The organism is Enterobacter cloacae complex sp. 2024EL-00214, from assembly GCF_043945575.1.
Lineage (GTDB): Bacteria > Pseudomonadota > Gammaproteobacteria > Enterobacterales > Enterobacteriaceae > Enterobacter > Enterobacter cloacae_P.
The window spans coordinates 19,684-43,146 of the sequence record NZ_JBIMRC010000001.1; the positions used below are offsets into that span (position 1 = coordinate 19,684).

Below are 23,463 nucleotides of genomic sequence, written 5' to 3' on the forward strand. Positions count from 1 at the left end.
GCATTGTCCTGTTGAAATCAAAGTTATTTCCCGCTACCGGCAATGTTTTCGCCGTCGCGGGTTAGCCACCAGGCTCCCAGAATGGGGATGGTTGTGACCAGCATCACCAGCAGTGCAACCACGTTGGTGACCGGTACGTCACGCGGACGTCCGAGCTGGTTAAGCAACCACAGCGGTAACGTGCGCTCGTGTCCCGCCGTAAATGTTGTGACGATAATTTCGTCAAACGACAGCGCAAACGCCAGCATGCCACCGGCCAGCAGTGCCGATCCCAGATTGGGTAGCACCACATAGCGGAAGGTTTGCCAGCCGTCTGCCCCTAAATCCATCGACGCTTCCACCAGGTTCCAGGAGGTGCGTCTGAACCGGGCAATCACGTTGTTAAACACCACCACCACGCAGAAGGTGGCGTGACCAATGACGATCGTGAAAAAACCGGGTTCAAGGTTGATGGTTTTGAATGCCGTCAGCAGCGCCAGACCGGTGATGATCCCCGGCAGCGCAATCGGTAGCAGCAGCAACAGCGAGATAGCGTTTTTGCCAAAAAACTCGCTTCGCCATAGCGCCGCTGCAGCAAGCGTGCCAAGTATTAACGCAACGCCGGTCGATAAGGCAGCGATCTGAAGTGACAACGTCACTGAATCAATGATATCCCCGCGTCCTGCTGCCACGCTAAACCACTTCAGCGTGAGCCCCTGCGGCGGGAAACTGAAGGCTGCATCTTCGGTATTAAACGCATAGGTGGCGATAATCAGCAGTGGGAAATGCAGGAAGATAACCCCTCCCCACGCTGCCACTTTCAGGAACAACGGTGCGCGTTCAGAGTGCATCGAACGCTCCCAGACGTTTCACGAACGCCAGATAGAGAGAGATAAGTATTATCGGAACCAGCGTGAACGCGGCGGCCATTGGCATGTTCCCGATAGCCCCCTGCTGGGAATAGACCATGTTACCGATGAAATAACCCGGCGGCCCTACCAGCTGAGGAACAATAAAATCCCCCAGCGTCAGCGAGAACGTAAATATCGACCCGGCCGCAATGCCCGGGATCGCCAGCGGCAGGACGACGTAACGGAAGGTCTGGCGAGGACGAGCGCCGAGGTCAGCGGATGCCTGCAATAAAGAGACTGGCAGTCGTTCCAGCGCCGCCTGCACGGGCAGGATCATAAACGGCAGCCAGATGTAGACGAACACCAGAAAGCGCCCCAGACCTGACGTCGACAGTGTGTTTCCACCAATCGCAGGCAATGTAAGAAGAGATGCCAGAATCGGCTCCAGCCCCATATGGCTAAGGAACCACTGCGCCACGCCGTCTTTCGCCAGCAGCAACGTCCACGCATAGGCCTTAACAATATAGCTTGCCCACATCGGCAGCATAACGGCGATATAGAAGAAGGCTTTCCACTTGCCGCTGGTATAGCGCGCCATGTACCACGCCATCGGGAACGCCAGAATTGCACTGGCTATTGTGACGGCAATCGCCATCACCAGGGTGCGGATGATGATGTCATAGTTTGCCGGGTTGAAAAGCGCCTGAATGTTCGCAAAGGTCAGATCCGGCGTGACCGACATGGTAAAGTCGTCAAAGGTATAGAACCCCTGCCACAGTAAGGTCAGGAGCGAGCCTAAATAGACGATACCAAACCACATCAGGGGCGCGAGCAGAAGCAGGAACAGCCCAAGCGACGGCTTGCGCCAGAACAGTGCGGTAAGGCGGCTTAAGGTGCTGCGCGGTGTGGGAGGGTGTGAAGCGCTCATATCCATGTCACCTCTCCTCATGCAGCCGGATCATGGCGTCGCGCGACCACGATGCCAGCACCGGCTGCCCAGGCTCAACGCCAGTCTGCAGCGTTGTACCACTAAGATTGGCCTGACTCACCAGCAGTTTCGCGCCATCGGCGAGTTTGAGTTCAAACCGCGTAGCCGCCCCCTGATACTGCACCGCCTGCACCACGCCCTGCACCTGAACCTCGCCGCCTTCGTTAAGACGAATATGTTCCGGGCGCAGGGAGTACATCCCTTCCATTCCGCACACCCGCTGAGCAAGACTGGCGTCAAAAACGTTCGAGGTGCCGACAAAACTTGCCACAAACGGTGTACGCGGGCGCATGTAAAGCTCGCGCGGGGTATCAACCTGCTCAATGCGTCCATTGTTGAATACCGCCACCCGGTCAGACATTGAGAGGGCTTCACCCTGATCGTGAGTGACAAAAATGAAGGTAATACCGAGTTCCTGCTGAAGTTTCTTCAGCTCAAACTGCATCTGCTCACGCAGTTTGAGATCGAGTGCGCCTAACGGTTCATCCAGCAGTAATACGCGGGGTTCGTTGACCAACGCCCGCGCGATGGCGACACGCTGACGCTGTCCACCCGAAAGCTGCGAGGGCTTGCGCGCAACAGCAAAGCTTAACCCGACTTTGTCCAGCGCATCACGCGCCTGTGCATGGCGCTTTTTCTTGTCGACACCTTTCACCATCAGCCCGTAAGCGACGTTGTCGAGGATCGACATATGCGGGAACAACGCGTAATCCTGGAAAACGGTGTTCACATCCCGCTCCCAGGGAGGCAGCTCGCTCGCCTCTTTGCCGAAGATGCTAATTGCCCCTCCGGATAGCTGCTCAAAACCGGCTATCAGGCGCAGGCAGGTGGTTTTGCCGGAGCCCGAAGGCCCCAGCATGGAGAAAAATTCTCCGTCGCGAATACCAATGGTGACCCCATCCACCGCCCGCACGTCGCCGTACAGACGGGAAACGTCATTAAACTCTACCGCGTACGTCATGTTCTGCTCCCGGTCGATTAACGGCCGCCCATGATGGCGATGTAATCCTGCGTCCAGCGGCTGTACGGTACAAATTTGCCCCCTTCTGCAATCGGTGTTTTCCAGAACATTATTTTGTCGAAGTCGTTATACCCGTTGGTTTCACAACCTTTGTCACCCAGCAGCGTGCTGGCCTTACACCCTTGCGGCACAACCGGTAGTGAGCCAAACCATGCGGCCAGATCGCCCTGCACTTTTGGCGTCAGTGACCAGTTCATCCATTTGTAGGCACACATCGGGTGTTTTGCCTGCGCGTGAAGCATGGTGGTGTCTGCCCAGCCTGTTACCCCCTCTTTCGGGAACACGGTGGCGATAGGCTGGTTTTCCGCTTTCAGGGCATTCGCCTGATATGGCCAGGCGCTGGAGGCCACGACGCCTTCATTTTTGAAGTCGCTCATCTGCACCGTGGTGTCATGCCAGTAGCGGTGGATCAGGGCATGCTGCTCGCGCAGCACCTTCAGAACGGCGGCATACTGTTTTTCCGTCAACTGGTACGGGTCAGTAATGCCCAGCGCGGGCTGAGTGGCTTTGACGAACAGTGCCGCATCGGCAATGTAAATCGGGCCGTCATAGGCCTGCACGCGCCCCTGATTGGTTTTACCGTCCGGCAGGTCTTGTTGCACGAAGACGACCTTCCAGCTATCCGGTGGGGTTGGGAATGTTTTGGTGTTGTACATCAGCAGGTTCGGTCCCCACTGATACGGTGTGCCGTAGACCTTGCCTCCCACGTTGAACCACTCGCCTTTGACGATGCGCGGATCGAGGGTTTTCCAGTTTGGGATCAGGTCGGGATTAATGGCCTGAACGCGTTTTCCCATGATCAGACGCAGCGAAGCATCACCCGACGCGGTGACCAGGTCATAGCCCCCTTTCGCCATCAGGCTGACCATCTCATCAGAGGTTGCTGCGGTTTTCACATTGACTGCACAACCGGTCTCTTTTTCAAACTGCGTGACCCAGTCATAGTTTTTATCGGTCTGACCCCGTTCGATGTATCCAGGCCAGGCAATAATATCCAGCCGTCCTTCCCCGTCGCCGATAGCCTTGGGTGGCTCAGCGGCTTGCGCTGTCATGATAGCCATGCCGAGCGCACACAGGCTGCTGCGGGCAAATTTTTTGCTCATTAGATTTACTCCTGTCGCAATGAAATTTGGCGGCAGCCGTGCCGTAAAAATATCTCCCTTATTAAACGTAGACCGCGCAAATGCGCCGCACCGTTCGGCTTAAGGAAATTTCATCAGGTTGTGACCGAGGACGCATTCCCCGTTAACTGGATTATAGACAAGGGGTTAGCAGTGCGAGGGCGCAGGCAGAATGCCTGAGATACGGCGCTGAGCGGTATTTGCAGCGCCGTCGTAAAGATAAAACAGGATTATTTAAATAAGCGGGTAATCTTTATTATTCCAGCATCTCGCTAATTAATTTTCCTAACTGTATAACGGCCTGTTCTTCCCGCTCCCCCCACGTCCAGGAGGTATTAAAACGGAAGAACGGTACCCAGGCATCCGAAGTTGAAAACATCTTACCTGGCGCAATGCTGATATGGTGGGTTAACGCTTTCTCGCTTAATAACCCGGCATCAAGTTGTGCCGGAAGCTCCAGCCATAAAAAGTAGCCGCTGTCGTTATGGTGAATTTTGACACCTGCAGGCATATGGCGCAAAAGTGACTGCCAGGCCTGTTGCTTGCGCTCGGCCAGCGTGCGTCGCAGGCGACGAAGGTGGGCGTCATAACGTTTGGTTGCCAGATAATCCACCAGAGCAAGCTGCATGGGAGAACTGGTGGAAAGCGTGCTCATCAGCTGTAACTGCTGAATACGCCGCGCATGTTTCCCCGCCGCCACCCAGCCGATGCGAAATCCCGCCACCAGACATTTCGAAAATGACGAGCAGTGCAACGTCATGTCCTGGCGATCCCAGGCTTTTGCCGGCAATGGCTTTTCCCGGCCAAAATAGAGTTCGCTGTAGACATCATCTTCAATCAGCGTGACGTGGTGCTTTGTTAGCAGCGCGACCAGTTGCGCTTTTTTCTCCGCGCTGAGCGTAAAGCCCAACGGGTTTTGACTGTTGGTCATCAACCAGCAGGCTTTCACCGGGTAGTCATTCAGCGCCTGTTCAAGCGCATTCAGGTCGATCCCTTCACGAACGTCCGTCGCAATCGACAACGCCTTTAGTTTCAGGCGTTCCAGCGCCTGCAATGCGCCGTAGAAACAGGGGTTTTCGACGATCACCCAGTCGCCCGGTTCGGTCACTGCCTGCAAACTCAGGTTGAGCGCTTCGAGTGCCCCGGCAGTGATAACAATCTCTTCCGGTGAGATATTCATCCCCTGCTGCGCATAGCGACGGGCAATGGCGTGACGTAGATCAACGTTACCCGGCGGCAGGTTTTCAATCACGCTCATCGCCGTGGCGGTTTTGCTGACGTTAGCCAGCGAACGGTTGAGTTGCTGAAGCGGGAAAAGTCGGGGGTCAGGAAACGCGGAAGCAAAAGGAACAACAGACGGATCGCGGCTGGCCTGTAGCACGTCGAAGATATAGGTGTTGATATCCACCACTTCGTCGCGCATCACCTGGGCAGGCGGTGCAGGCTGTTGTGCGGTCGGGCGCGAGGCAACGTAATAGCCCGACTGCGGTCTGGCGACAATGCGCCCCTGACTTTCCAGCATCTGATACGCGTGGCCAACGGTCATGAAACTCATGCCGCTGCTCGCCACCTGCTCTCGCAGCGAAGGCAGCTTATCGCCCGGCAACCATACGCCAAGCTCAATCTGCGAGATAATTTGTTGCGCCAGACGCTGGTATTTTTTCATCAGATTCTCCTTATTGCCGACAGTGTATATCAGCAGGAGAAAAAGAGAAGATTTTGCTAACTGTTATGGAAAGCGGTGCTAATTACTTACGAAACTCAGTGACGTGACGCTGTGCGATACGCGCTGCGGCCAGGTGGTCGAGCGTAATCATTGGCGATTTGCAAAAGATGCATTTCGCGCCATGAGGGTTTTTCTCAGACACATCAAAAACTGAGGTACGGTACTGCGAGCCATGACAGCATGGGCAGCGGAAATGGATATAAGAAGTCATAGGATTCTCCTGTAAACGTAAAACACGTAAATTACTAATGGGCCGATCAGGCAATAGTGGTTTGAAACAAAACTAATCGGAATGTAGATAAAGACCCAAGAGAGGCTGCGGAGAGGCACAACGTGATGAGAACTGCTTTATAAAACTACGTCAGATATTTATTTGGACTCAAAACCAGAAGACCATTAACGCACGTCGTTGACGACAAGGCAAGCGGTTTAATGCGTAAAATTCATAACAATAAATTTCTTATTCACTGAACATCATATATATCAGATGACTAAAATGCGGTGATTCAGGTAACTGTTATACATAAATTTCACTTTTCTGCGTCTGATAGTTACCTTTTCGGCCCTATACCATAACAGCACACCGTTTGACATTGAGGCTGTGCATGTTTGGTTTAGATGCTTTTCACCTTGCACGGATACAGTTTGCCTTTACCGTATCCTTTCACATTATTTTCCCGGCGATCACCATCGGCCTGGCGAGCTATCTTGCCGTGCTGGAAGGCTTGTGGCTGAAATCCAAAAATCCGGTCTGGCGTTCGCTGTACCATTTCTGGTCGAAGATCTTCGCTGTTAACTTTGGCATGGGCGTGGTCTCCGGGCTGGTGATGGCCTACCAGTTTGGTACCAACTGGAGCGGATTCTCCCAGTTCGCGGGCAGTATTACCGGCCCGCTGCTCACTTATGAAGTGCTCACCGCCTTCTTCCTTGAGGCCGGGTTCCTCGGCGTGATGTTGTTTGGCTGGAATAAAGTCGGGCCGGGACTGCACTTTTTTGCCACCTGCATGGTCGCGCTGGGGACGATCATCTCAACCTTCTGGATCCTCTCCTCCAACAGCTGGATGCAGACCCCGCAGGGTTATGAGATCGTCAATGGACAGGTTGTGCCGGTGGACTGGTTTGCCGTGGTCTTTAACCCTTCCTTCCCCTATCGTCTCCTGCACATGTCGATAGCGGCTTTCCTCAGTAGCGCGCTGTTTGTCGGAGCATCGGCAGCCTGGCACCTGCTACGTGGCAATAATACCCCCGCCATTCGTGCCATGTTCTCAATGGCATTGTGGATGACCCTGATTGTGGCCCCCATTCAGGCAATGGTGGGTGATATGCATGGGCTTAATACCTTAAAACACCAGCCCGCAAAAATTGCCGCCATTGAAGGTCACTGGGAAAACTCGCCGGGTGAGCCGACGCCACTGCTGCTGTTTGGCTGGCCGGATATGGAACAGGAGCGCACCCGTTTTGGTCTGGAAATCCCGGCACTCGGTAGCCTGATCCTGACGCACAGCCTGGAAAAACAGGTTCCGGCGCTTAAGGAGTTCCCGAAGGAAGACCGTCCAAATTCCACCATCGTCTTCTGGTCATTCCGCATTATGGCGGGGTTAGGCATGTTGATGCTGCTGCTGGGCGTGGTGGCGCTCTGGTTACGTTATAAAAAACGCGTCTACTCTTCGCGTCCCTTCCTGTGGTTTGCCCTGGTGATGGGACCGTCCGGGCTGATTGCCATTCTGGCGGGATGGGTGACAACCGAAGTGGGTCGCCAGCCGTGGGTCGTCTACGGGCTACAGCGAACCAAAGATGCCGTCTCTGCACATGGCGATCTGCATATGAGTGTGAGTTTGCTGGCCTTCTTCATCGTCTATACCTCGGTATTTGGCGTGGGTTACAGCTACATGGTGCGCCTTATCAGGAAAGGGCCTCAGCCTCATGAATCGTTCGCCACCGAGTCCGACGGACGTCCGGCACGCCCACTTTCTGCTGTCACCACTGACTATAAGGAGAAGCCATAATGGGTATCGATCTTTCCATTATCTGGTTTGTCATCATCGTCTTCGCCACCCTGATGTATATCGTGATGGATGGTTTTGATCTGGGGATAGGTATTCTGTTCCCGACCACACAAAACGCCGACGATCGCGATGTGATGGTGAACAGCGTCGCCCCCGTCTGGGACGGTAACGAAACCTGGCTGGTGCTTGGCGGTGCGGCCCTGTTCGGCGCATTTCCGCTGGCCTACGCGGTGATCATCGACGCCCTCACCATCCCGCTAACATTAATGCTGATCGGACTTATTTTCCGCGGCGTGGCCTTTGAGTTTCGCTTTAAAGCAACACCGGCACACCGTCCCTTCTGGGATAAAGCCTTTATTGGCGGGTCGATTCTGGCAACGTTTACCCAGGGTATTACGGTTGGGGCAGTAATCAATGGGTTCTCTGTTACAGAACGTGCGTATAGCGGTGGGCCATTTGACTGGTTAACCCCGTTTAACCTGTTCTGCGGCGCAGGCCTGGTGGCAGCTTACGCGCTGCTGGGGGCTACGTGGCTGGTGATGAAAAGTGAAAATACCCTACAGCAGCGCATGCGCCGGGTATCGAAAATGTTGTTAATCGTGCTTCTGGCTTTCATTGCAGTAATCAGCCTCTGGACACCGCTGGCGCAACCGGCCATTGCCGCACGCTGGTTTACGCTGCCAAATCTGTTCTTCCTGCTGCCCGTCCCGGCTCTGGTTGTTACCCTGAGCCTGTGTCAGTGGCGCAGTCTGAACAATCCTGATAGCCATAACCTGCCGTTTATTCTGACGCTGGGGCTAATTTTCCTCGGGTTTAGCGGGCTTGGGATCAGCATCTGGCCGCATATTATTCCACCATCGATTACCCTCTGGCAGGCTGCGGCACCGGTACAAAGCCAGGGCTTTATGCTGGTGGGCGCGCTGCTGATCATTCCCGTTATCCTGGCCTACACCTTCTGGAGCTATTACGTATTTCGCGGGAAAGTTCAGCATGGAGAGGGGTATCACTGATGCAACAACCTGTCTGGAAACGTCTGATATGGCTGGTCATTATCTGGGGGGGAAGCGTACTGGCACTGGCCTGCGTGAGTATGCTTTTTCGAATGTTGATGACGGCGGCAGGATTTAAATCTCACTGACTCACACCCCGGGCAGCCACTGTGTTGCCCGGTAACGCCCCGCACTTTCAGATAAACCCCATTAACACGCCACGGAGTATCGTTACACTAAAATTGATTTACGGTATTTATAGTTTGAGAAGAAAAATGAAAAAGCTTGTTGCGTTAAGTGTTATCAGTCTTGTCCTTGCTGGCTGCGTTAATCCAGGTAAAGCGTCCGTTCAGCCTAAGCAACTCCAGAACCACCGTTTTGTTCTGGAAAATGTGGACGGTAAAGCCGTGAAGACCACGACAACGCAACCTGAGATCAGCTTCAGCGCCTTGCCAGAGATCAGCCTGCTGAACAACATCACCGTCTCCGGCGCAATGTGCAACCGCTTCAACGGCCAGGGGAAATTGTCCGAAGGCGAGCTGAAGGTCAAAACGCTGGCAATGACCCGAAAATTATGTACCGACCCACAGCTTAATGCACTGGATCAGGCCATCGGCGATATGTTGCGCAAAGGCGCGCAAGTCGACCTGACGGAAGACCAGTTAACGCTGGCCACAGCCGAAAAAACGCTGACGTTTAAGCGCGCGGAGTAATCAGTAGTTACCGCAAGTTCCAACGGCAAGCGACTGTTCACTGCAGCGTTTGCCATTTGGCAACGCGCACATTCCAACCGCAGAACCGTCGAGCTGACGGGCGACAGAAAGCGAACCCCCAACCATTGCGCAGTTGGCTTGTCCTGAGCTGGACATAGCCGCTCTCATGCCTGGCGTCACGTGCGCCGCCGTTGCCTGCTGAACAGGTTCACTGCTACATGCCGACAACAATAACGCGGCACACCCAACCCAAAACGCTGAACGCATGTTCTCTTCCCCATAAATAAAGCGAAACCTATGCATCATAGGCATCACGCACCATGTCGTCGAGAGCGGAAGTGCGTATTTATGCGCTCCATTCACGTTTTCTCACAATTTTTAGGGGGTTTCGTTCCAGACCATTATGGTTGCAGTATATTGCCCCCTGCTTTCTTACATTTAGATAACTACCGGATTTCTGAGGACAACAAATAATGTCGTTCAATAATAAGAACCTGATTATTACTCTCTTATCCCTCTGCACCTTCCAGACTTATGCAGCACAATGCACAGCGGAAACCATCTCTAAAAACAATCTGAACAATTTCATCCTCCAGACTCAGCAGAATAAAGCAGGCATCCCCAAATCTGTTGAAATGTCGATTGAGAGTCCTGATGGGTATATCCGCGCACTGGCACAAAGCCACTTCAGTCAATGCGGAGAGCTCATTAGCAGCAGTGTAAAAGAGGTCAAAATCTCGACAGGCCCGAAATCAGTATTCACGGCAACTAATGATATTCAGTTGAATAAAAAGGAGTTTGGCTGGAGCATTCAGCTGAACGCGAATGGGGTAGCAACCGATAACAACAGCCGGAAGACCACACAGATCTATCGCCAGACGCTGGAGGGACAGTTCCTGCTTAACGATAAAGGCGTTATCAGCCACGCGGTTAACCGTGCAGTTATTGCGGCCACAAGGCCGGGAGATAAAGACATTAACACCGTGAGCAAAATAGACTACACCTTCAATTCATCAGGATTGCTGACAAGTGCAGCAAGCAAAGGAACGCTGGCGATAGATAATAATACGACTGAATACAGCTATGATGACAATAATCGTCTGCTCAAAACTCAATCACCCTCAACCATCGTAGAATATTCCTATGATAACGAGGGCCGTGAGTTATCCCTCAGCAAGACCCAGACATATTTCACTATCGAAAAAAATCTGACCACCTGCGAGGAGTGGAATTCGCATGGAGAATGCACACGCGCCAATATGGATATCACGATCACACCCGTCTCCCGGACGGGTAAACAGTATGTGGAAAAGCATAAAGCCGTGTTGACGACGAAATACGAATACTGGAACTGACCACGACACATCGCACGGGCAGAAGAGCGCATTTTCTGCCAAAAAATTGATCTACTCATTGATGCCGACAATGCCAAGGACACAAAAGCGAAAATCGCAAAACCCGGCCTTTGCTAAAATGAAAAGATAATATTCAGGGTCTGTTGAGGTATGACAGACCCCTCTTTTTTGCGCAATGTAAGGGTGTCGTCCTATGCAAACTATTGACGGTAATGGTGCAGTCGCGTCAGTCGCGTTTCGCACCAGTGAAGTTATCGCCATCTACCCGATTACGCCAAGTTCTACAATGGCCGAACAGGCAGATGCCTGGGCCGGGAACGGGCTAAAAAACGTCTGGGGTGATGTCCCACGCGTGGTTGAAATGCAGTCCGAAGCCGGTGCAATTGCTGCGGTACATGGCGCGTTGCAGACGGGAGCATTGTCCACGTCGTTTACGTCATCTCAGGGATTGCTGTTGATGATCCCGACGCTGTACAAACTGGCCGGTCAGTTGACACCGTTTGTCCTGCACGTCGCCGCCCGAACCATTGCGACCCACGCACTCTCCATTTTTGGCGATCACTCAGATGTGATGGCCGTGCGTCAGACGGGTTGCGCCATGCTTTGCGCCAGCAGCGTACAGGAAGCTCAGGACTTCGCGCTGATTTCACATATCGCGACGCTGAAAAGCCGTGTGCCGTTTATTCATTTCTTTGATGGTTTCCGCACCTCTCACGAAATCAACAAAATCGTTCCGCTGGCGGACGACACGATCCTGAATCTTCTGCCACAGGCGGAGATCGATGCCCATCGTGCCCGCGCGCTCAATCCGGAGCATCCGGTGATCCGCGGGACATCCGCAAACCCGGATACCTACTTCCAGTCCCGCGAGGCGACAAATCCGTGGTACAACGCCGTATATGACCATGTTGAGCAGGCGATGAATGACTTTGCCGCGGCTACCGGTCGCGAATACAAACCGTTTGAATACTACGGCCACCCGCAGGCGGAACGCGTGATTGTGCTGATGGGCTCCGCCATTGGTACCTGTGAAGAGGTGGTGGATGAGCTGCTGGCGCGTGGCGAAAAAGTTGGCGTGCTAAAAGTGCGTCTCTATCGCCCGTTCTCAGCCAGGCATCTGCTCTCTGCACTACCAGAAAGTGCACGAACCGTGGCAGTGCTCGACCGAACAAAAGAACCCGGCGCTCACGCGGAACCACTTTATCTGGACGTCATGACCGCGCTGGCAGAAGCGTTCAATAATGGTGAACGCGAAACACTGCCGCGCGTAACTGGCGGCCGTTATGGCTTGTCATCAAAAGAGTTTGGCCCCGACTGCGTGCTTGCGGTGTTTAACGAACTGAACGAAGCAAAACCGAAGCCACGCTTTACCGTCGGCATTTATGATGATGTGACTAATCTCTCCCTGGTCTTACCGGAAAACACCCTGCCCTCGGCGGCCAAACTCGAAGCACTATTTTATGGCTTAGGCAGTGACGGCAGTGTCTCGGCAACCAAGAACAACATCAAGATCATCGGGAACTCGACACCGTGGTATGCCCAGGGCTACTTCGTCTATGATTCCAAAAAAGCCGGCGGGCTGACCGTTTCCCACCTGCGCGTCAGCGAACACCCGATCCGCTCGGCCTATCTGATTTCGCAGGCCGATTTTGTGGGGTGTCACCAGCTGCAGTTTATCGACAAATACCAGATGGCAGAACGTCTGAAACCCGGTGGTATTTTCCTGCTCAATACGCCGTACAGCGCGGATGAGGTATGGGCACGCCTGCCGCAGGAAGTGCAGGCGGTACTGAACCAGAAAAAAGCCCGCCTCTTCGTGATTAACGCGGCAAAAATTGCCCGCGAATGCGGTCTGGCTGCGCGTATCAACACCGTCATGCAGATGGCCTTCTTCCATCTGACCCAAATTCTCCCGGGGGACAGCGCGCTGGCTGAACTGCAGGGTGCCATTGCCAAAAGTTACAGCAGCAAAGGGCAAGAGCTGGTTGAGCGTAACTGGCAGGCGCTGGCGCTGGCCCGTGAATCGCTGTTCGAAGTACCACTGCAGCAGGTCAATGCCGCCAGCCCGAACCGTCCTCCGGTGGTGTCTGATGCTGCACCTGATTTCGTCAAAACCGTCACGGCAGCCATGCTGGCCGGGCTTGGCGATGCCCTTCCCGTCTCTGCACTGCCGCCGGATGGAACCTGGCCGATGGGCACCACTCGCTGGGAAAAACGCAATATTGCCGAAGAGATCCCTATCTGGAAAGAGGCGCTGTGTACCCAGTGCAACCACTGCGTGGCCGCCTGTCCGCACTCGGCCATTCGTGCCAAAGTGGTTTCTCCCGAAGATATGGAAGCCGCACCGGCCAGTCTGCATTCGCTGGATGTGAAATCCCGCGATATGCGTGGGCAGAAATATGTCCTTCAGGTTGCACCTGAAGATTGCACCGGCTGTAACCTGTGCGTCGAGGTGTGCCCGGCGAAAGATCGCCAGAACCCGGAAATCAAAGCCATCAATATGATGTCGCGTCTGGAACACGTTGAAGAAGAGAAAGTGAATTATGACTTCTTCCTGAACCTGCCGGAAATCGATCGTAGCAAACTGGAACGCATTGATATTCGAACCTCGCAGTTGATCACTCCGCTGTTTGAGTATTCCGGTGCCTGCTCCGGCTGTGGTGAAACGCCGTACATTAAACTGCTCACGCAGTTGTATGGCGATCGGATGCTGATCGCCAACGCCACGGGTTGTTCGTCAATCTATGGTGGTAATCTGCCTTCCACTCCCTACACCACCGACGCACACGGCCGCGGCCCGGCATGGGCTAACTCGTTGTTTGAGGATAACGCCGAATTTGGTCTGGGTTTCCGCCTTACCGTTGACCAGCACCGCGCACGCGTGATGCGTTTACTGGCACAGTTTGCTGATAAGCTCCCCGCTGAGTTGAACGAGGCACTGCACGCCGAAGCGACTCCAGAGGTTCGCCGTGAGCAGGTAGCAGAGCTGCGCAAAGCCCTTCAGGGCGTGGACGGCGCAGAACAACTGCTGACCGACGCTGACGCCCTGGTTGAGAAATCTATCTGGTTGATTGGCGGCGACGGCTGGGCCTATGACATCGGGTTTGGCGGGCTGGATCACGTGCTGAGCCTGACCGAAAACGTCAACATTCTGGTGCTGGATACCCAGTGTTATTCCAATACCGGCGGTCAGGCCTCGAAAGCGACACCGCTGGGTGCCGTCACCAAATTTGGTGAACACGGCAAGCGCAAGGCGCGTAAAGATCTCGGTGTCAGTATGATGATGTACGGGCACGTTTACGTCGCACAAATCTCGCTGGGTGCCCAGCTTAACCAGACGGTGAAAGCGATTCAGGAAGCGGAATCTTACCCCGGTCCGTCGCTGATTATCGCCTACAGCCCTTGCGAGGAGCATGGCTACGATCTGGCACTTAGCCACGATCAGATGCGTCAGCTTACGGCAACCGGCTTCTGGCCGTTGTATCGCTTCGACCCGCGTCGTGCCGATGAAGGCAACTTGCCGCTGGCACTGGATTCACGTCCGCCGTCAGATGCCCTGGCCGAGACGTTAATGCAGGAACAACGCTTCCGTCGCCTCAATGCGCAACAGCCTGAAGTGGCTGAGCAGTTGTGGAAAGATGCGGCCGCCGACCTGCAGAAACGCTATGACTTCCTGGCACAAATGGCCGGTAAAGCGGAAAAGTCAACCGGTGAATAATCTCTCTGCCCGGCTTGTCCGGGCATTTTTTTACGCAAAAAAAATGCCCGATGTATTTACATCGGGCGAATCCAGATTATCAAAGATAAACTATTTAAATTATTAAATAGTATTCATATGAATTATGGATGAACAATCTTAAGGCATATAACAGCACAGAGATTACCGTCTTCTCGTGAGAAATAATAATTTTATTTTTGTATAAATCGCAGCCAATCATTCACGAAACCAATCACCATTACCGCAGAATTATTCCGTTTAGATTTTACTTAATCAGTAACAATTATATTTTATTACTCTTTGCGGGAGTGATTTAGCATGGGACAACTTTCTCATTCAGAAAGTTCAATACGTAATTAAATAAAAACAACTGCAAAGGAATACCACAATGCAAAGAAAAGTACTGGCTCTGATTATTCCAGCTCTTTTAATGGCTGGCGCTGCACATGCGGCAGAAATCTATAACAAAGACGGCAACAAATTAGACCTGTACGGAAAAGTAGATGGTCTGCATTACTTCTCCGACGACAAAGGTGCTGATGGCGATCAGACCTACATGCGTCTGGGTTTCAAGGGTGAAACCCAGATCAACAACATGATGACCGGCTACGCGCAGTGGGAATACAACATTCAGGCTAACAATACCGAAGGCTCGGATAACCAGTCCTGGACCCGTCTGGCCTTCGCAGGTGTGAAGGTGGGCGACTACGGTTCCTTCGATTATGGCCGTAACTACGGCGTGTTGTACGACGTGGAAGGCTGGACCGATATGCTGCCTGAATTCGGTGGCGATTCCTACACCAAAGCCGATAACTTCATGACCGGCCGTGCCAACGGCGTGGCAACCTACCGTAACACCGATTTCTACGGTCTGGTTCAGGGTCTGAACTTTGCCCTGCAGTATCAGGGTAAGAACGAAGACGCCAGTAACAACCAGGAAGGTACTAACAACGGTCGCGACACACGTCATGAGAACGGTGACGGTTTCGGTATTTCCACCACGTATGATTTCGGTATGGGTATCAGTGCAGGTGCGGCATATACCTCCTCCGATCGTAGTAATGACCAGGTGCGTAACACCACAGCGGGTGGCGATAAAGCCGATGCATGGACTGCAGGTCTGAAATATGATGCCAATAATATCTACCTGGCAACAATGTATTCTGAAACCCGTAATATGACACCTTACGGTGACAACGAAGATGCCGTTGCAAACAAAACACAGAACTTTGAAATTACCGCTCAATATCAGTTCGACTTTGGTCTGCGTCCGGCAATTTCTTACCTGCAGTCAAAAGGCAAAGACCTGGGTAACGGCGAAGGTGATAAAGACCTGGTTAAATACGCGGATGTCGGTGCAACCTATTACTTCAACAAAAACATGTCTACCTATGTTGATTATAAAATCAACTTGCTGGACGAAGATGACGCGTTCTACAAAAACAACGGTATCGGTACGGATGATATCGTAGCGTTAGGTCTGGTTTATCAGTTCTAATGCCAATAGCCCGCATATTTTTGCGGGCTAACTTTTTATACTTCTACGCCATACTCCTTTCAGCTTGCCGCACCACGTCTGAAATCCACTTTCTCGCTCCCCGCCACATCTCAGTACCAGCACGTTCCTGCCTGCAGATTTTCTGGTTTATGAGACCTGTCTCAAATAAAATGCGCCTGTGACGGCGTCGTTAAGGGAAAATTTAAGAAAATCAGCGTACAGTAAAAACGGAGTTTTACTACATAAGGATATCTGCGTGTTCCCCAGAGTATCATTAGTCCTGCTTGCCCTGTTGAGTTGTATCTGGATTACGCTACTCTTTGATTTTGGTGGTGCCGTTCACCACCCTGGTGAGTTGTTAAACCTGCTGGAAAATGACTAGCCGGCCTCTTTACAGAAAGAGGATTGCCTTAAGATATGACGTATCCGCGCCAGGAACCCCTGGGCGCGTACAACCCAGCGTCCCCCATTTCAGGTCGCAGAACATCTGCGTCGTCCGGCGCTATATTATTTGATATAGGAGTCCAGCACTTTCAGGACAACCTCAAGATCTTCTTCGCGTCTTAATTCACTGGCTTCATGAACAATATGCTCTGTCAGATGGCCTTTGATAACTTCACGCATTAGCCCATTTACCGCACCACGGATAGCGGCGATTTGTTGTAGCACCGCTGCGCATTCATGCGGCTCATCCAACATTTTTTTCAGCGCGGTCACCTGCCCCTGGATTTTGTTGGTGCGTGCTTTCAGTTTTTGTTTATCCCGGATGGTATGCGACATACATATCCTCATCGTTCAGAAAACCTGCCTGATAGTAACATTCACATTCTACTGGGGGGTAGTATTTTATACTGAGGGGGAGTAGCATCCGGGGCATTACATCTCCGGCGGAAATGATTTTCATGAACGAATTTACAGCACTGCTTCAGCAGGGTAATGCCTGGTTCTTTATCCCCAGCGCCATTTTGCTTGGCGCACTGCACGGCCTGGAACCGGGTCACTCTAAGACCATGATGGCCGCATTTATCATTGCAATCAGGGGAACCGTCCGGCAGGCGGTTATGCTTGGCCTGGCGGCCACGGTTTCGCACACGGCTATCGTCTGGCTTATTGCCCTTGGTGGTATGTACGTCAGTCATAAATTTACCGCGGAGACGGCAGAACCCTGGTTACAGCTGGTTTCCGCCATCATTATTCTGGGTACCGCCATCTGGATGATATGGCGCACCTGGAAAGGGGAAAAGAACTGGCTGGACGGGATGCAACAGGGTGATGACGCACATCATCAGCATGATGACATCCGCCTGTTCGATACCGGTCATGGTCAGGCCGAACTGTCCATTTTTGAGGAAGACCAGCCACCGCACTGGCGTTTACGAACGCTCACTGGCCGAAAATGGCAGGCCTCCGATGTGTCTCTGGTTACCCACCGCGGCAAAGGAACATTTTCCCAGGTGTTTGATTTCACTGATAAGGGTGACTACCTTGAATCAACACGGCCGATACCTGAGCCGCATCAGTTTGATGTCCGTCTCACATTAGGCCACCGCGGACATGTTCATGATTACGATCTTGAATTCCGTGAACATGACCATCATCACCCGGGTACTGAAGGGCTGGATAAACACTCGCAGGAGTATCAGGACGCACATGAGCGGGCACATGCAAACGACATTAAGCGACGCTTCAGCGGTAAAAGTGCAACCAACGGTCAAATCCTGCTGTTTGGTCTGACGGGAGGACTTATTCCTTGCCCTGCCGCAATCACCGTATTGTTGATTTGTCTACAGCTTAAAGCATTGTCACTGGGAGCTACGCTGGTGATCAGCTTCAGCATCGGGCTGGCACTGACGCTGGTCACTGTCGGTGTGGGGGCGGCGATCAGCGTCCGCCAGGTGGCCAAACGCTGGGATGGATTTAATGCCATTGCCCGAAAAGCCCCCTATTTCTCCGGTACCCTGATTGGACTCGTGGGGATTTATATGGGGATCCACGGCTATCTGGGTATCACTGGCTGAATGACTCAGCCGCCAGCCCGGTAAGGGAAAGCAAAAAGCCAACTACTCTTATCGGGCATAGGTGCCAGATTCAACGCCGCAGTAAAACGTGCTGGAATTCGCCGCCGTAATCCGTACCATACACGGCACACTTTCGCATACTGGTTGCTATCGGCAGGCGCATTAAAATGGTTTTGTCCCACTGGTGCCCCATTTGAAATTTGAGTAACGAATAAATGTCGCAAAATCAAGAAACTACAAAAAAAGAGCAATACAACCTGAACAAGCTGCAAAAGCGACTGCGCCGTAACGTGGGCGAAGCCATTGCAGACTTCAACATGATTGAAGAAGGCGACCGCATTATGGTTTGCCTGTCAGGGGGTAAAGACAGCTATACCATGCTGGAGATCCTGCGCAATCTTCAGCAAAGCGCACCTGTGAATTTTTCCCTGGTGGCGGTCAACCTCGACCAGAAACAGCCAGGTTTCCCGGAACATATTCTGCCGGAGTATCTGGAGACGCTGGGCGTTGAGTATAAAATCGTTGAAGAGAATACCTACGGGATTGTGAAAGAAAAAATCCCTGAAGGGAAAACCACCTGCTCGCTCTGCTCTCGTTTGCGTCGCGGCATTCTTTATCGTACCGCCACGGAGCTGGGCGCAACCAAGATTGCCCTGGGCCATCACCGTGACGATATCCTGCAAACGCTGTTCCTGAACATGTTCTACGGTGGCAAGATGAAAGGCATGCCGCCAAAACTGATGAGCGATGACGGTAAACATATCGTGATCCGCCCACTCGCCTACTGCCGTGAGAAAGACATTGAGCGTTTCTCACAGGCCAAAGCTTTCCCGATCATTCCGTGCAACCTGTGTGGCTCGCAACCGAACCTGCAGCGTCAGGTCATTGGCGACATGCTGCGTGACTGGGATAAACGCTACCCTGGCCGTATCGAAACCATGTTCAGCGCAATGCAGAACGTCGTGCCTTCGCACCTGGCGGATGTTGAACTGTTCGACTTCAAAGGTATCAACCACGGCTCAGAAGTAGTGAACGGTGGCGATCTGGCGTTTGACCGTGAAGAGCTCCCGATGCAGCCTGCGGGCTGGCAGCCGGAAGAAGATGACACGCAGTTCGAAGAGTTGCGTCTGAATGTACTTGAAGTGAAATAATCAAATAGCGTCTCAGAAAGGGTTTCTGAGACGCTTTCCTGTCCTTACTTCAGCAGACGAACGCGACAGGCTTTCCCTTTGATTTTCCCGTTTTGCAGCTGCTTCCAGGCCTTATGTGCAACCGACTGGCGGACCGCCACATAAACATGCGCCGGATGTACCGCAATCTTGCCAATATCAGCCCCATCCAGACCGATATCCCCGGTCAGCGCACCTAATACATCGCCGGGACGCATCTTGGCTTTTTTACCGCCATCAATACACAGCGTCGCCATTTCCGCATCCAGTGGGACAATGCTGACATTACCCGGAGCATTCACCCAGTTCAGCTTAATCTGCAGCATTTCAGACAGAATATTCGCGCGCTGCGCCTCTTCTGGTGCGCAGAAGCTAATGGCCAGACCGCTGTTCCCGGCACGTGCGGTACGTCCAATACGGTGTACATGCACTTCAGGATCCCACGCCAGCTCGAAGTTAACGACCAGCTCCAGCGATTTAATATCCAGACCACGCGCCGCAACGTCAGTGGCAACCAGCACACGGGCACTGCCGTTGGCGAAACGCACCAGCGTCTGGTCACGATCGCGCTGCTCCAGATCGCCATGCAATGACAATGCGCTCTGCCCCGCCGCATTCAGGGCATCACATACCGCCTGACAATCTTTTTTAGTATTACAAAACACCACGCAGGACGCAGGCTGATGTTGGCTCAGCAGCTTTTGCAGAAGCGGGATTTTTCCCTGCTGCGAGGTTTCAAAGAACTGCTGTTCGATTGCAGGCAGCGCATCGACGCTATCAATTTCGATGGTGAGCGGGTCTTTCTGCACACGGCCACTGATCGCCGCGATGGCTTCCGGCCAGGTTGCAGAGAACAACAATGTCTGACGGTCTGCCGGTGCGAAGCGGATCACTTCATCAATAGCATCGCTAAAGCCCATATCCAGCATACGATCCGCCTCATCCATCACCAGCGTTTGCAGCGCATCCAGCGATACGGTGCCTTTTTGCAGGTGATCCAGCAGACGGCCAGGCGTCGCCACAATAATGTGGGGGGCATGCTGTAAGGAGTCACGCTGTGCGCCAAAAGGCTGGCCGCCACAAAGCGTCAGGATTTTCGTGTTAGGCAAAAAACGGGCCAGTCGACGCAATTCACCCGCAACCTGGTCTGCCAGTTCACGGGTTGGACACAGCACCAGAGACTGGGTCTGAAACAGTGCGACATCAATATGCTGCAACAACCCAAGACCGAATGCAGCCGTTTTACCACTGCCTGTTTTAGCCTGCACGCGCACATCGCGCCCTTCGAGAATGGCAGGCAACGCGGCGGCTTGCACTGGGGTCATGGTGAGGTAACCCAACTCGTTAAGATTATCGAGTTGGGCGGCAGGTAAACGATTCAGGGTAGAAAAAGCGGTCACAGTATTATCTCGTGGTCAAAAGGCTTACGGTCAGCAGGCGCGTATCCTCGCAGATCTCGGAGTTTGATGCGACATTTTAATCGGTTCTTCATCTGGTGGCGGATCGGGCATCGGCTGCGGACGCGGGATAGGGTCCGGAAGTGGGACAGGATCGACAGGCATAACGTCGGGTTGCGACAGGTGTATGAAATGACAGGTCATCTTACCCTCCAGTTTTTAGGGTGATACTTTTAGGGTAGACGCTGGAATACGGGAGGCAAAAAAAAGCCGACTATTAAGTCGGCGTCGTACGAATCAATTGTGCTATGCAGTAATTCAAAAAAGGAAGTAAGACAATATGGAGCGCAACGCCCATCGCTTGACGTTGCATTCACCTGCGGGAGTAATAATGCACCTTACGGGGTTTGTGTTTATTGACTTCGCTCAAGTAAAAGAACGTTTTGACACTGGAAAAACGTCGAAAAAGCGTAATTTTACAGCCATTTACTACGACGCAACCACCATGCAACACCTCCAATCAAAACAACTAACATGATGCAAAAAGCGGTGAAGCCATAATGGTATCCGCCGCCGGGAATGCCTCCCAGATTCACACCAAACAGCCCGGTTAAGAAGGTGCTGGGGAGAAACACCATCGCCATCAGCGACATCGTATACGTTCTTCTCGACAGCGACTCCTGCATCACCTGCGCTATCTCATCTGCCATCACCGCCGTTCTGGCAATACAGGAATCAATCTCATCCAGCCCGCGCCCCAGCCTGTCAGCAATATCCTGCATTCTGCGACGCTGATCGTCGTTCATCCAGCCAAGCCGCTCACTGGCCAGGCGGGCATAGACGTCACGTTGCGGGGTCATATAGCGACGCATCACAATCAGCTGTTTGCGCAGTAATGCCAGAAAGCCGCGCGGCGGGATCTGCTGATCGAGCAGGTTATCTTCCAGATCGATAATTTTATCGTGTAGCTCTTCAATAAACTCACTTGCATGATCGGTAAGAGCATCGCAGACATCCACCAGCCAGCTACCGCAATCGATCGGCCCGGTGCCATCTTTTAAATCATTCACGACATCATCCAGCGCCAGAACTTTACGCTGACGTGTGGAGACAATCAGTCTTTCGTCCATATAGACACGCATCGCGACCAGTTGATCCGGGCGCTCATCCGTACTGCCGTTAATGCAGCGAAGCGTGAGAAGCGTACCCTCCCCCATCCTGCTCACGCGGGGTCGCAGGCTATCACCCGCCAGTGCATCGCGGACGCTATTCGGCAAGAGCGGGGTCGACGCCAGCCATTCAGCGCTATCCATATGGGTATAGTTCAGATGTAGCCAGCAAGGATGTTCACTATCAATCTCATCGTTATCCTCCAGCGGCCGCGCGCCGCCACGACCATCGAACACCCACGCAAAAACTGCGTCAGGAACGTTAAGTTCAGACCCTTTAATGCTCTCCACAACGCCTCCACCTTTTTAATCTCTTACGCTGTCAGTCTAGCCTTCGTCGAGGCTTAAGCAACAAATATGTACCGCATCGCGCTGAATTAGCTCGGGAATTGTACATTTTTATTCATATTTCAGAAGACAGGTAAAGACAACGAGGTGAACGGTGCAACCCGCCGGGAGGTGATATAAAAATAACGCCTGGCATGCCAGGCGTTATTTTACCGTCACGCTGTGTGTCGGGGTCGATGCTGGAACGACAGCGAGCCAGGCAGAGAAGACGAGGGACCCTCTGTCTGATAACCATTATCAAGTCTGAAATTACGTGTCCGCGTCTGCAGCTCAATCACCTGATTACGCAACACATCAGACGATCCGTTAAGCTCTTCCGCCATCGCAACATTGCTCTGCGTGACCCGTTCCAGTTCAGACAACGCCAGCGTAATTTGCGAAATACCTTTTTCCTGTTCTGATGTCGATGCAGAAATATCATCCATCAACCGGCTGACGTTGCCTGAACCGGCCACTATTTCATGCATGTTTTTTTCCGCTTCTGACACAACGGTAACCCCCTGAGTCACGTTATTGCTGGTGACTTCAATCAGCGTTTTAATGTTCTTTGCGGCTTCAGCGCTGCGGTGTGCCAGGTTTCTGACCTCCTCCGCCACCACGGAGAACCCTTTTCCGTGGTCACCCGCCCTCGCCGCCTCTACGGCCGCATTAAGCGCCAGGATATTCGTCTGAAAGGCAATCCCGTCAATAAGCGTGATAATTTCTGTCATTTGTTGCGCGCACTCGGTAATCGACGCCATGTTGGTGGCGACTTGCCCCATCAGTTCTCCCCCTTTGCGCGCCTGCATCGTTGCCACGTTTGCCTGTTCACTGGCCTGACGGGTATTATCGGCATTATTTTTTGTGCTCGCCGCCATCTGTTCCATGCTGGCAGCCGTTTGCACCAATGACGCGGACTGCTGCTCTGTTTTCACGGACAGCTGTGCGCTTCGGGTAGAGAGTTGCTCTGATAGCGTCATGGCGGTTTGCGACGACGCTCTGATTTCCCGTACCAGCGTAGCGATATTGCTTGATAAGGCATTAATACCGGGGATCAAACGGCCCGCACAGTTATTACCAAATTCAGGGATCGACACACCAAGATTACCCGAAGTCACCTCTTCAATACTTTTTTTCACGGTATTGATCGGTACCACAAGATATTTTGTCATGTAGCACCAGAGTAAAAATAAAGCAAAAAAATTTATCCCTGCGACTGAAATAAATAGCATCCTGCCTTGTGATAATAAAAAAATTAACACTGTATCCATCAAAAACACACATAAAAGAAAACAGGAGATGAATGTCCTGACGCTCATATTTTTTAGCATGTTTATTCCTGAGGTTTTATATTTTTGTCGGCATTAAGGTTTATAGCATTCACCTTGCATTTTTTCCTCATGATCCCTGCGAGTTTT

General features: G+C 52.7%; 22 protein-coding genes and 1 pseudogene. 11 read left to right on the forward strand and 12 right to left on the reverse strand.

Annotated elements, in window-relative coordinates; translation table 11 throughout:
- Nucleotides 1–23: 23 nt before the first annotated feature.
- From ACHHZ6_RS00095 to ACHHZ6_RS00120, 6 genes are all read right to left on the reverse strand, one after another.
- A complete protein-coding gene (locus ACHHZ6_RS00095; protein WP_182271536.1) occupies nucleotides 24–830 on the reverse strand; it encodes an ABC transporter permease in 807 nt (268 codons plus the stop codon).
- The gene (locus tag ACHHZ6_RS00100) at nucleotides 820–1,758 is read right to left on the reverse strand and encodes an ABC transporter permease (protein ID WP_182274520.1); all 939 of its coding nucleotides are present in this window, start codon (nucleotides 1,756–1,758) and stop codon (nucleotides 820–822) included. The genes ACHHZ6_RS00095 and ACHHZ6_RS00100 overlap by 11 nt, the downstream gene beginning before the upstream one ends.
- Nucleotides 1,759–1,765: 7 nt before the next feature.
- Nucleotides 1,766–2,779 (reverse strand): ABC transporter ATP-binding protein, encoded by a 1,014-nt coding sequence (locus tag ACHHZ6_RS00105; protein ID WP_182271537.1) that lies wholly within the window; start codon nucleotides 2,777–2,779, stop codon nucleotides 1,766–1,768.
- A gap of 17 nt (nucleotides 2,780–2,796) precedes the next feature.
- Nucleotides 2,797–3,942, reverse strand: a complete 1,146-nt coding sequence (ydcS, locus tag ACHHZ6_RS00110; RefSeq protein WP_182271538.1) for a putative ABC transporter substrate-binding protein YdcS — start codon at nucleotides 3,940–3,942, stop codon at nucleotides 2,797–2,799.
- Nucleotides 3,943–4,216: 274 nt separating this feature from the next.
- A complete protein-coding gene (locus tag ACHHZ6_RS00115) occupies nucleotides 4,217–5,626 on the reverse strand; it encodes a PLP-dependent aminotransferase family protein (protein ID WP_182919974.1) in 1,410 nt (469 codons plus the stop codon).
- 82 nt (nucleotides 5,627–5,708) lie between these two features.
- Nucleotides 5,709–5,897: a cold-shock protein gene (locus ACHHZ6_RS00120; RefSeq protein WP_182271540.1), complete on the reverse strand. Its 189-nt coding sequence runs from the start codon at nucleotides 5,895–5,897 to the stop codon at nucleotides 5,709–5,711.
- A gap of 394 nt (nucleotides 5,898–6,291) precedes the next feature.
- Here ACHHZ6_RS00120 and ACHHZ6_RS00125 point away from each other — a divergent pair, with 394 nt between their 5' ends.
- From ACHHZ6_RS00125 to hslJ, 4 genes are all read left to right on the forward strand, one after another.
- Nucleotides 6,292–7,692, forward strand: a complete 1,401-nt coding sequence (locus ACHHZ6_RS00125) for a cytochrome ubiquinol oxidase subunit I (protein ID WP_395121462.1) — start codon at nucleotides 6,292–6,294, stop codon at nucleotides 7,690–7,692.
- Entirely contained in the window at nucleotides 7,692–8,702 is a 1,011-nt protein-coding gene (gene cydB, locus ACHHZ6_RS00130; RefSeq protein ID WP_395121463.1) for a cytochrome d ubiquinol oxidase subunit II, read from the forward strand. The genes ACHHZ6_RS00125 and cydB overlap by 1 nt, the downstream gene beginning before the upstream one ends.
- Nucleotides 8,702–8,830, forward strand: a complete 129-nt coding sequence (locus tag ACHHZ6_RS00135; protein WP_182271543.1) for a DUF2474 domain-containing protein — start codon at nucleotides 8,702–8,704, stop codon at nucleotides 8,828–8,830. Before cydB ends, ACHHZ6_RS00135 begins: the two co-directional genes overlap by 1 nt.
- A 126-nt stretch (nucleotides 8,831–8,956) precedes the next feature.
- Nucleotides 8,957–9,394, forward strand: a complete 438-nt coding sequence (hslJ, locus tag ACHHZ6_RS00140) for a heat shock protein HslJ (protein ID WP_182271544.1) — start codon at nucleotides 8,957–8,959, stop codon at nucleotides 9,392–9,394.
- Here the strand turns inward: hslJ and ACHHZ6_RS00145 are convergent, their stop codons facing one another.
- On the reverse strand, nucleotides 9,395–9,661 hold the full coding sequence (locus tag ACHHZ6_RS00145; RefSeq protein ID WP_182271545.1) for a DUF333 domain-containing protein: 267 nt from the start codon (nucleotides 9,659–9,661) through the stop codon (nucleotides 9,395–9,397).
- A 206-nt stretch (nucleotides 9,662–9,867) separates the two neighbouring features.
- Between ACHHZ6_RS00145 and ACHHZ6_RS00150 the strand changes: the two genes are divergently transcribed.
- The 4 genes from ACHHZ6_RS00150 to ACHHZ6_RS00165 all read left to right on the forward strand — a co-directional run bounded on the left by ACHHZ6_RS00150 (nucleotide 9,868) and on the right by ACHHZ6_RS00165 (nucleotide 16,347).
- Nucleotides 9,868–10,749: a hypothetical protein gene (locus ACHHZ6_RS00150; RefSeq protein WP_182271546.1), complete on the forward strand. Its 882-nt coding sequence runs from the start codon at nucleotides 9,868–9,870 to the stop codon at nucleotides 10,747–10,749.
- Nucleotides 10,750–10,942: 193 nt separating this feature from the next.
- Nucleotides 10,943–14,467, forward strand: coding sequence for a pyruvate:ferredoxin (flavodoxin) oxidoreductase (gene nifJ / locus ACHHZ6_RS00155; protein WP_395121465.1), 3,525 nt, complete (start codon nucleotides 10,943–10,945; stop codon nucleotides 14,465–14,467).
- 388 nt (nucleotides 14,468–14,855) lie between these two features.
- Entirely contained in the window at nucleotides 14,856–15,965 is a 1,110-nt protein-coding gene (gene ompC, locus ACHHZ6_RS00160) for a porin OmpC (protein WP_182271548.1), read from the forward strand.
- Between the two features lie 256 nt (nucleotides 15,966–16,221).
- Nucleotides 16,222–16,347: a hypothetical protein gene (locus ACHHZ6_RS00165; RefSeq protein ID WP_395121468.1), complete on the forward strand. Its 126-nt coding sequence runs from the start codon at nucleotides 16,222–16,224 to the stop codon at nucleotides 16,345–16,347.
- A 125-nt stretch (nucleotides 16,348–16,472) separates the two neighbouring features.
- Here ACHHZ6_RS00165 and rcnR read toward each other — a convergent pair whose 3' ends face one another.
- Nucleotides 16,473–16,745 (reverse strand): Ni(II)/Co(II)-binding transcriptional repressor RcnR, encoded by a 273-nt coding sequence (gene rcnR, locus ACHHZ6_RS00170; RefSeq protein WP_182271549.1) that lies wholly within the window; start codon nucleotides 16,743–16,745, stop codon nucleotides 16,473–16,475.
- A gap of 122 nt (nucleotides 16,746–16,867) precedes the next feature.
- Between rcnR and ACHHZ6_RS00175 the strand changes: the two genes are divergently transcribed.
- The 3 genes and pseudogenes from ACHHZ6_RS00175 (at nucleotide 16,868) to ttcA (ending at nucleotide 19,134) form a co-directional block, all read left to right on the forward strand.
- Entirely contained in the window at nucleotides 16,868–17,983 is a 1,116-nt protein-coding gene (locus ACHHZ6_RS00175) for a nickel/cobalt efflux protein RcnA (protein ID WP_182271550.1), read from the forward strand.
- 51 nt (nucleotides 17,984–18,034) lie between these two features.
- Nucleotides 18,035–18,145, forward strand: a pseudogene (locus ACHHZ6_RS00180) (site-specific integrase); the annotation flags it as partial.
- A 53-nt stretch (nucleotides 18,146–18,198) separates the two neighbouring features.
- The gene (gene ttcA / locus ACHHZ6_RS00185) at nucleotides 18,199–19,134 is read left to right on the forward strand and encodes a tRNA 2-thiocytidine(32) synthetase TtcA (protein WP_182271551.1); all 936 of its coding nucleotides are present in this window, start codon (nucleotides 18,199–18,201) and stop codon (nucleotides 19,132–19,134) included.
- Nucleotides 19,135–19,178: 44 nt separating this feature from the next.
- Here the strand turns inward: ttcA and dbpA are convergent, their stop codons facing one another.
- The 4 genes from dbpA to ACHHZ6_RS00205 form a co-directional block, all read right to left on the reverse strand.
- Complete coding sequence (gene dbpA / locus ACHHZ6_RS00190; protein WP_182271552.1) at nucleotides 19,179–20,552, reverse strand: ATP-dependent RNA helicase DbpA; 1,374 nt, start codon at nucleotides 20,550–20,552, stop codon at nucleotides 19,179–19,181.
- Nucleotides 20,553–20,582: 30 nt separating this feature from the next.
- A complete protein-coding gene (locus ACHHZ6_RS00195; RefSeq protein WP_395121469.1) occupies nucleotides 20,583–20,753 on the reverse strand; it encodes a hypothetical protein in 171 nt (56 codons plus the stop codon).
- Nucleotides 20,754–21,025: 272 nt separating this feature from the next.
- Complete coding sequence (zntB, locus tag ACHHZ6_RS00200) at nucleotides 21,026–22,009, reverse strand: zinc transporter ZntB (protein WP_182271553.1); 984 nt, start codon at nucleotides 22,007–22,009, stop codon at nucleotides 21,026–21,028.
- 212 nt (nucleotides 22,010–22,221) lie between these two features.
- Nucleotides 22,222–23,376 carry a methyl-accepting chemotaxis protein gene (locus tag ACHHZ6_RS00205; RefSeq protein ID WP_182919970.1) on the reverse strand — a complete coding sequence of 385 codons (1,155 nt, stop codon included), beginning with the start codon at nucleotides 23,374–23,376 and terminating at the stop codon, nucleotides 22,222–22,224.
- Nucleotides 23,377–23,463 lie beyond the last annotated feature (87 nt).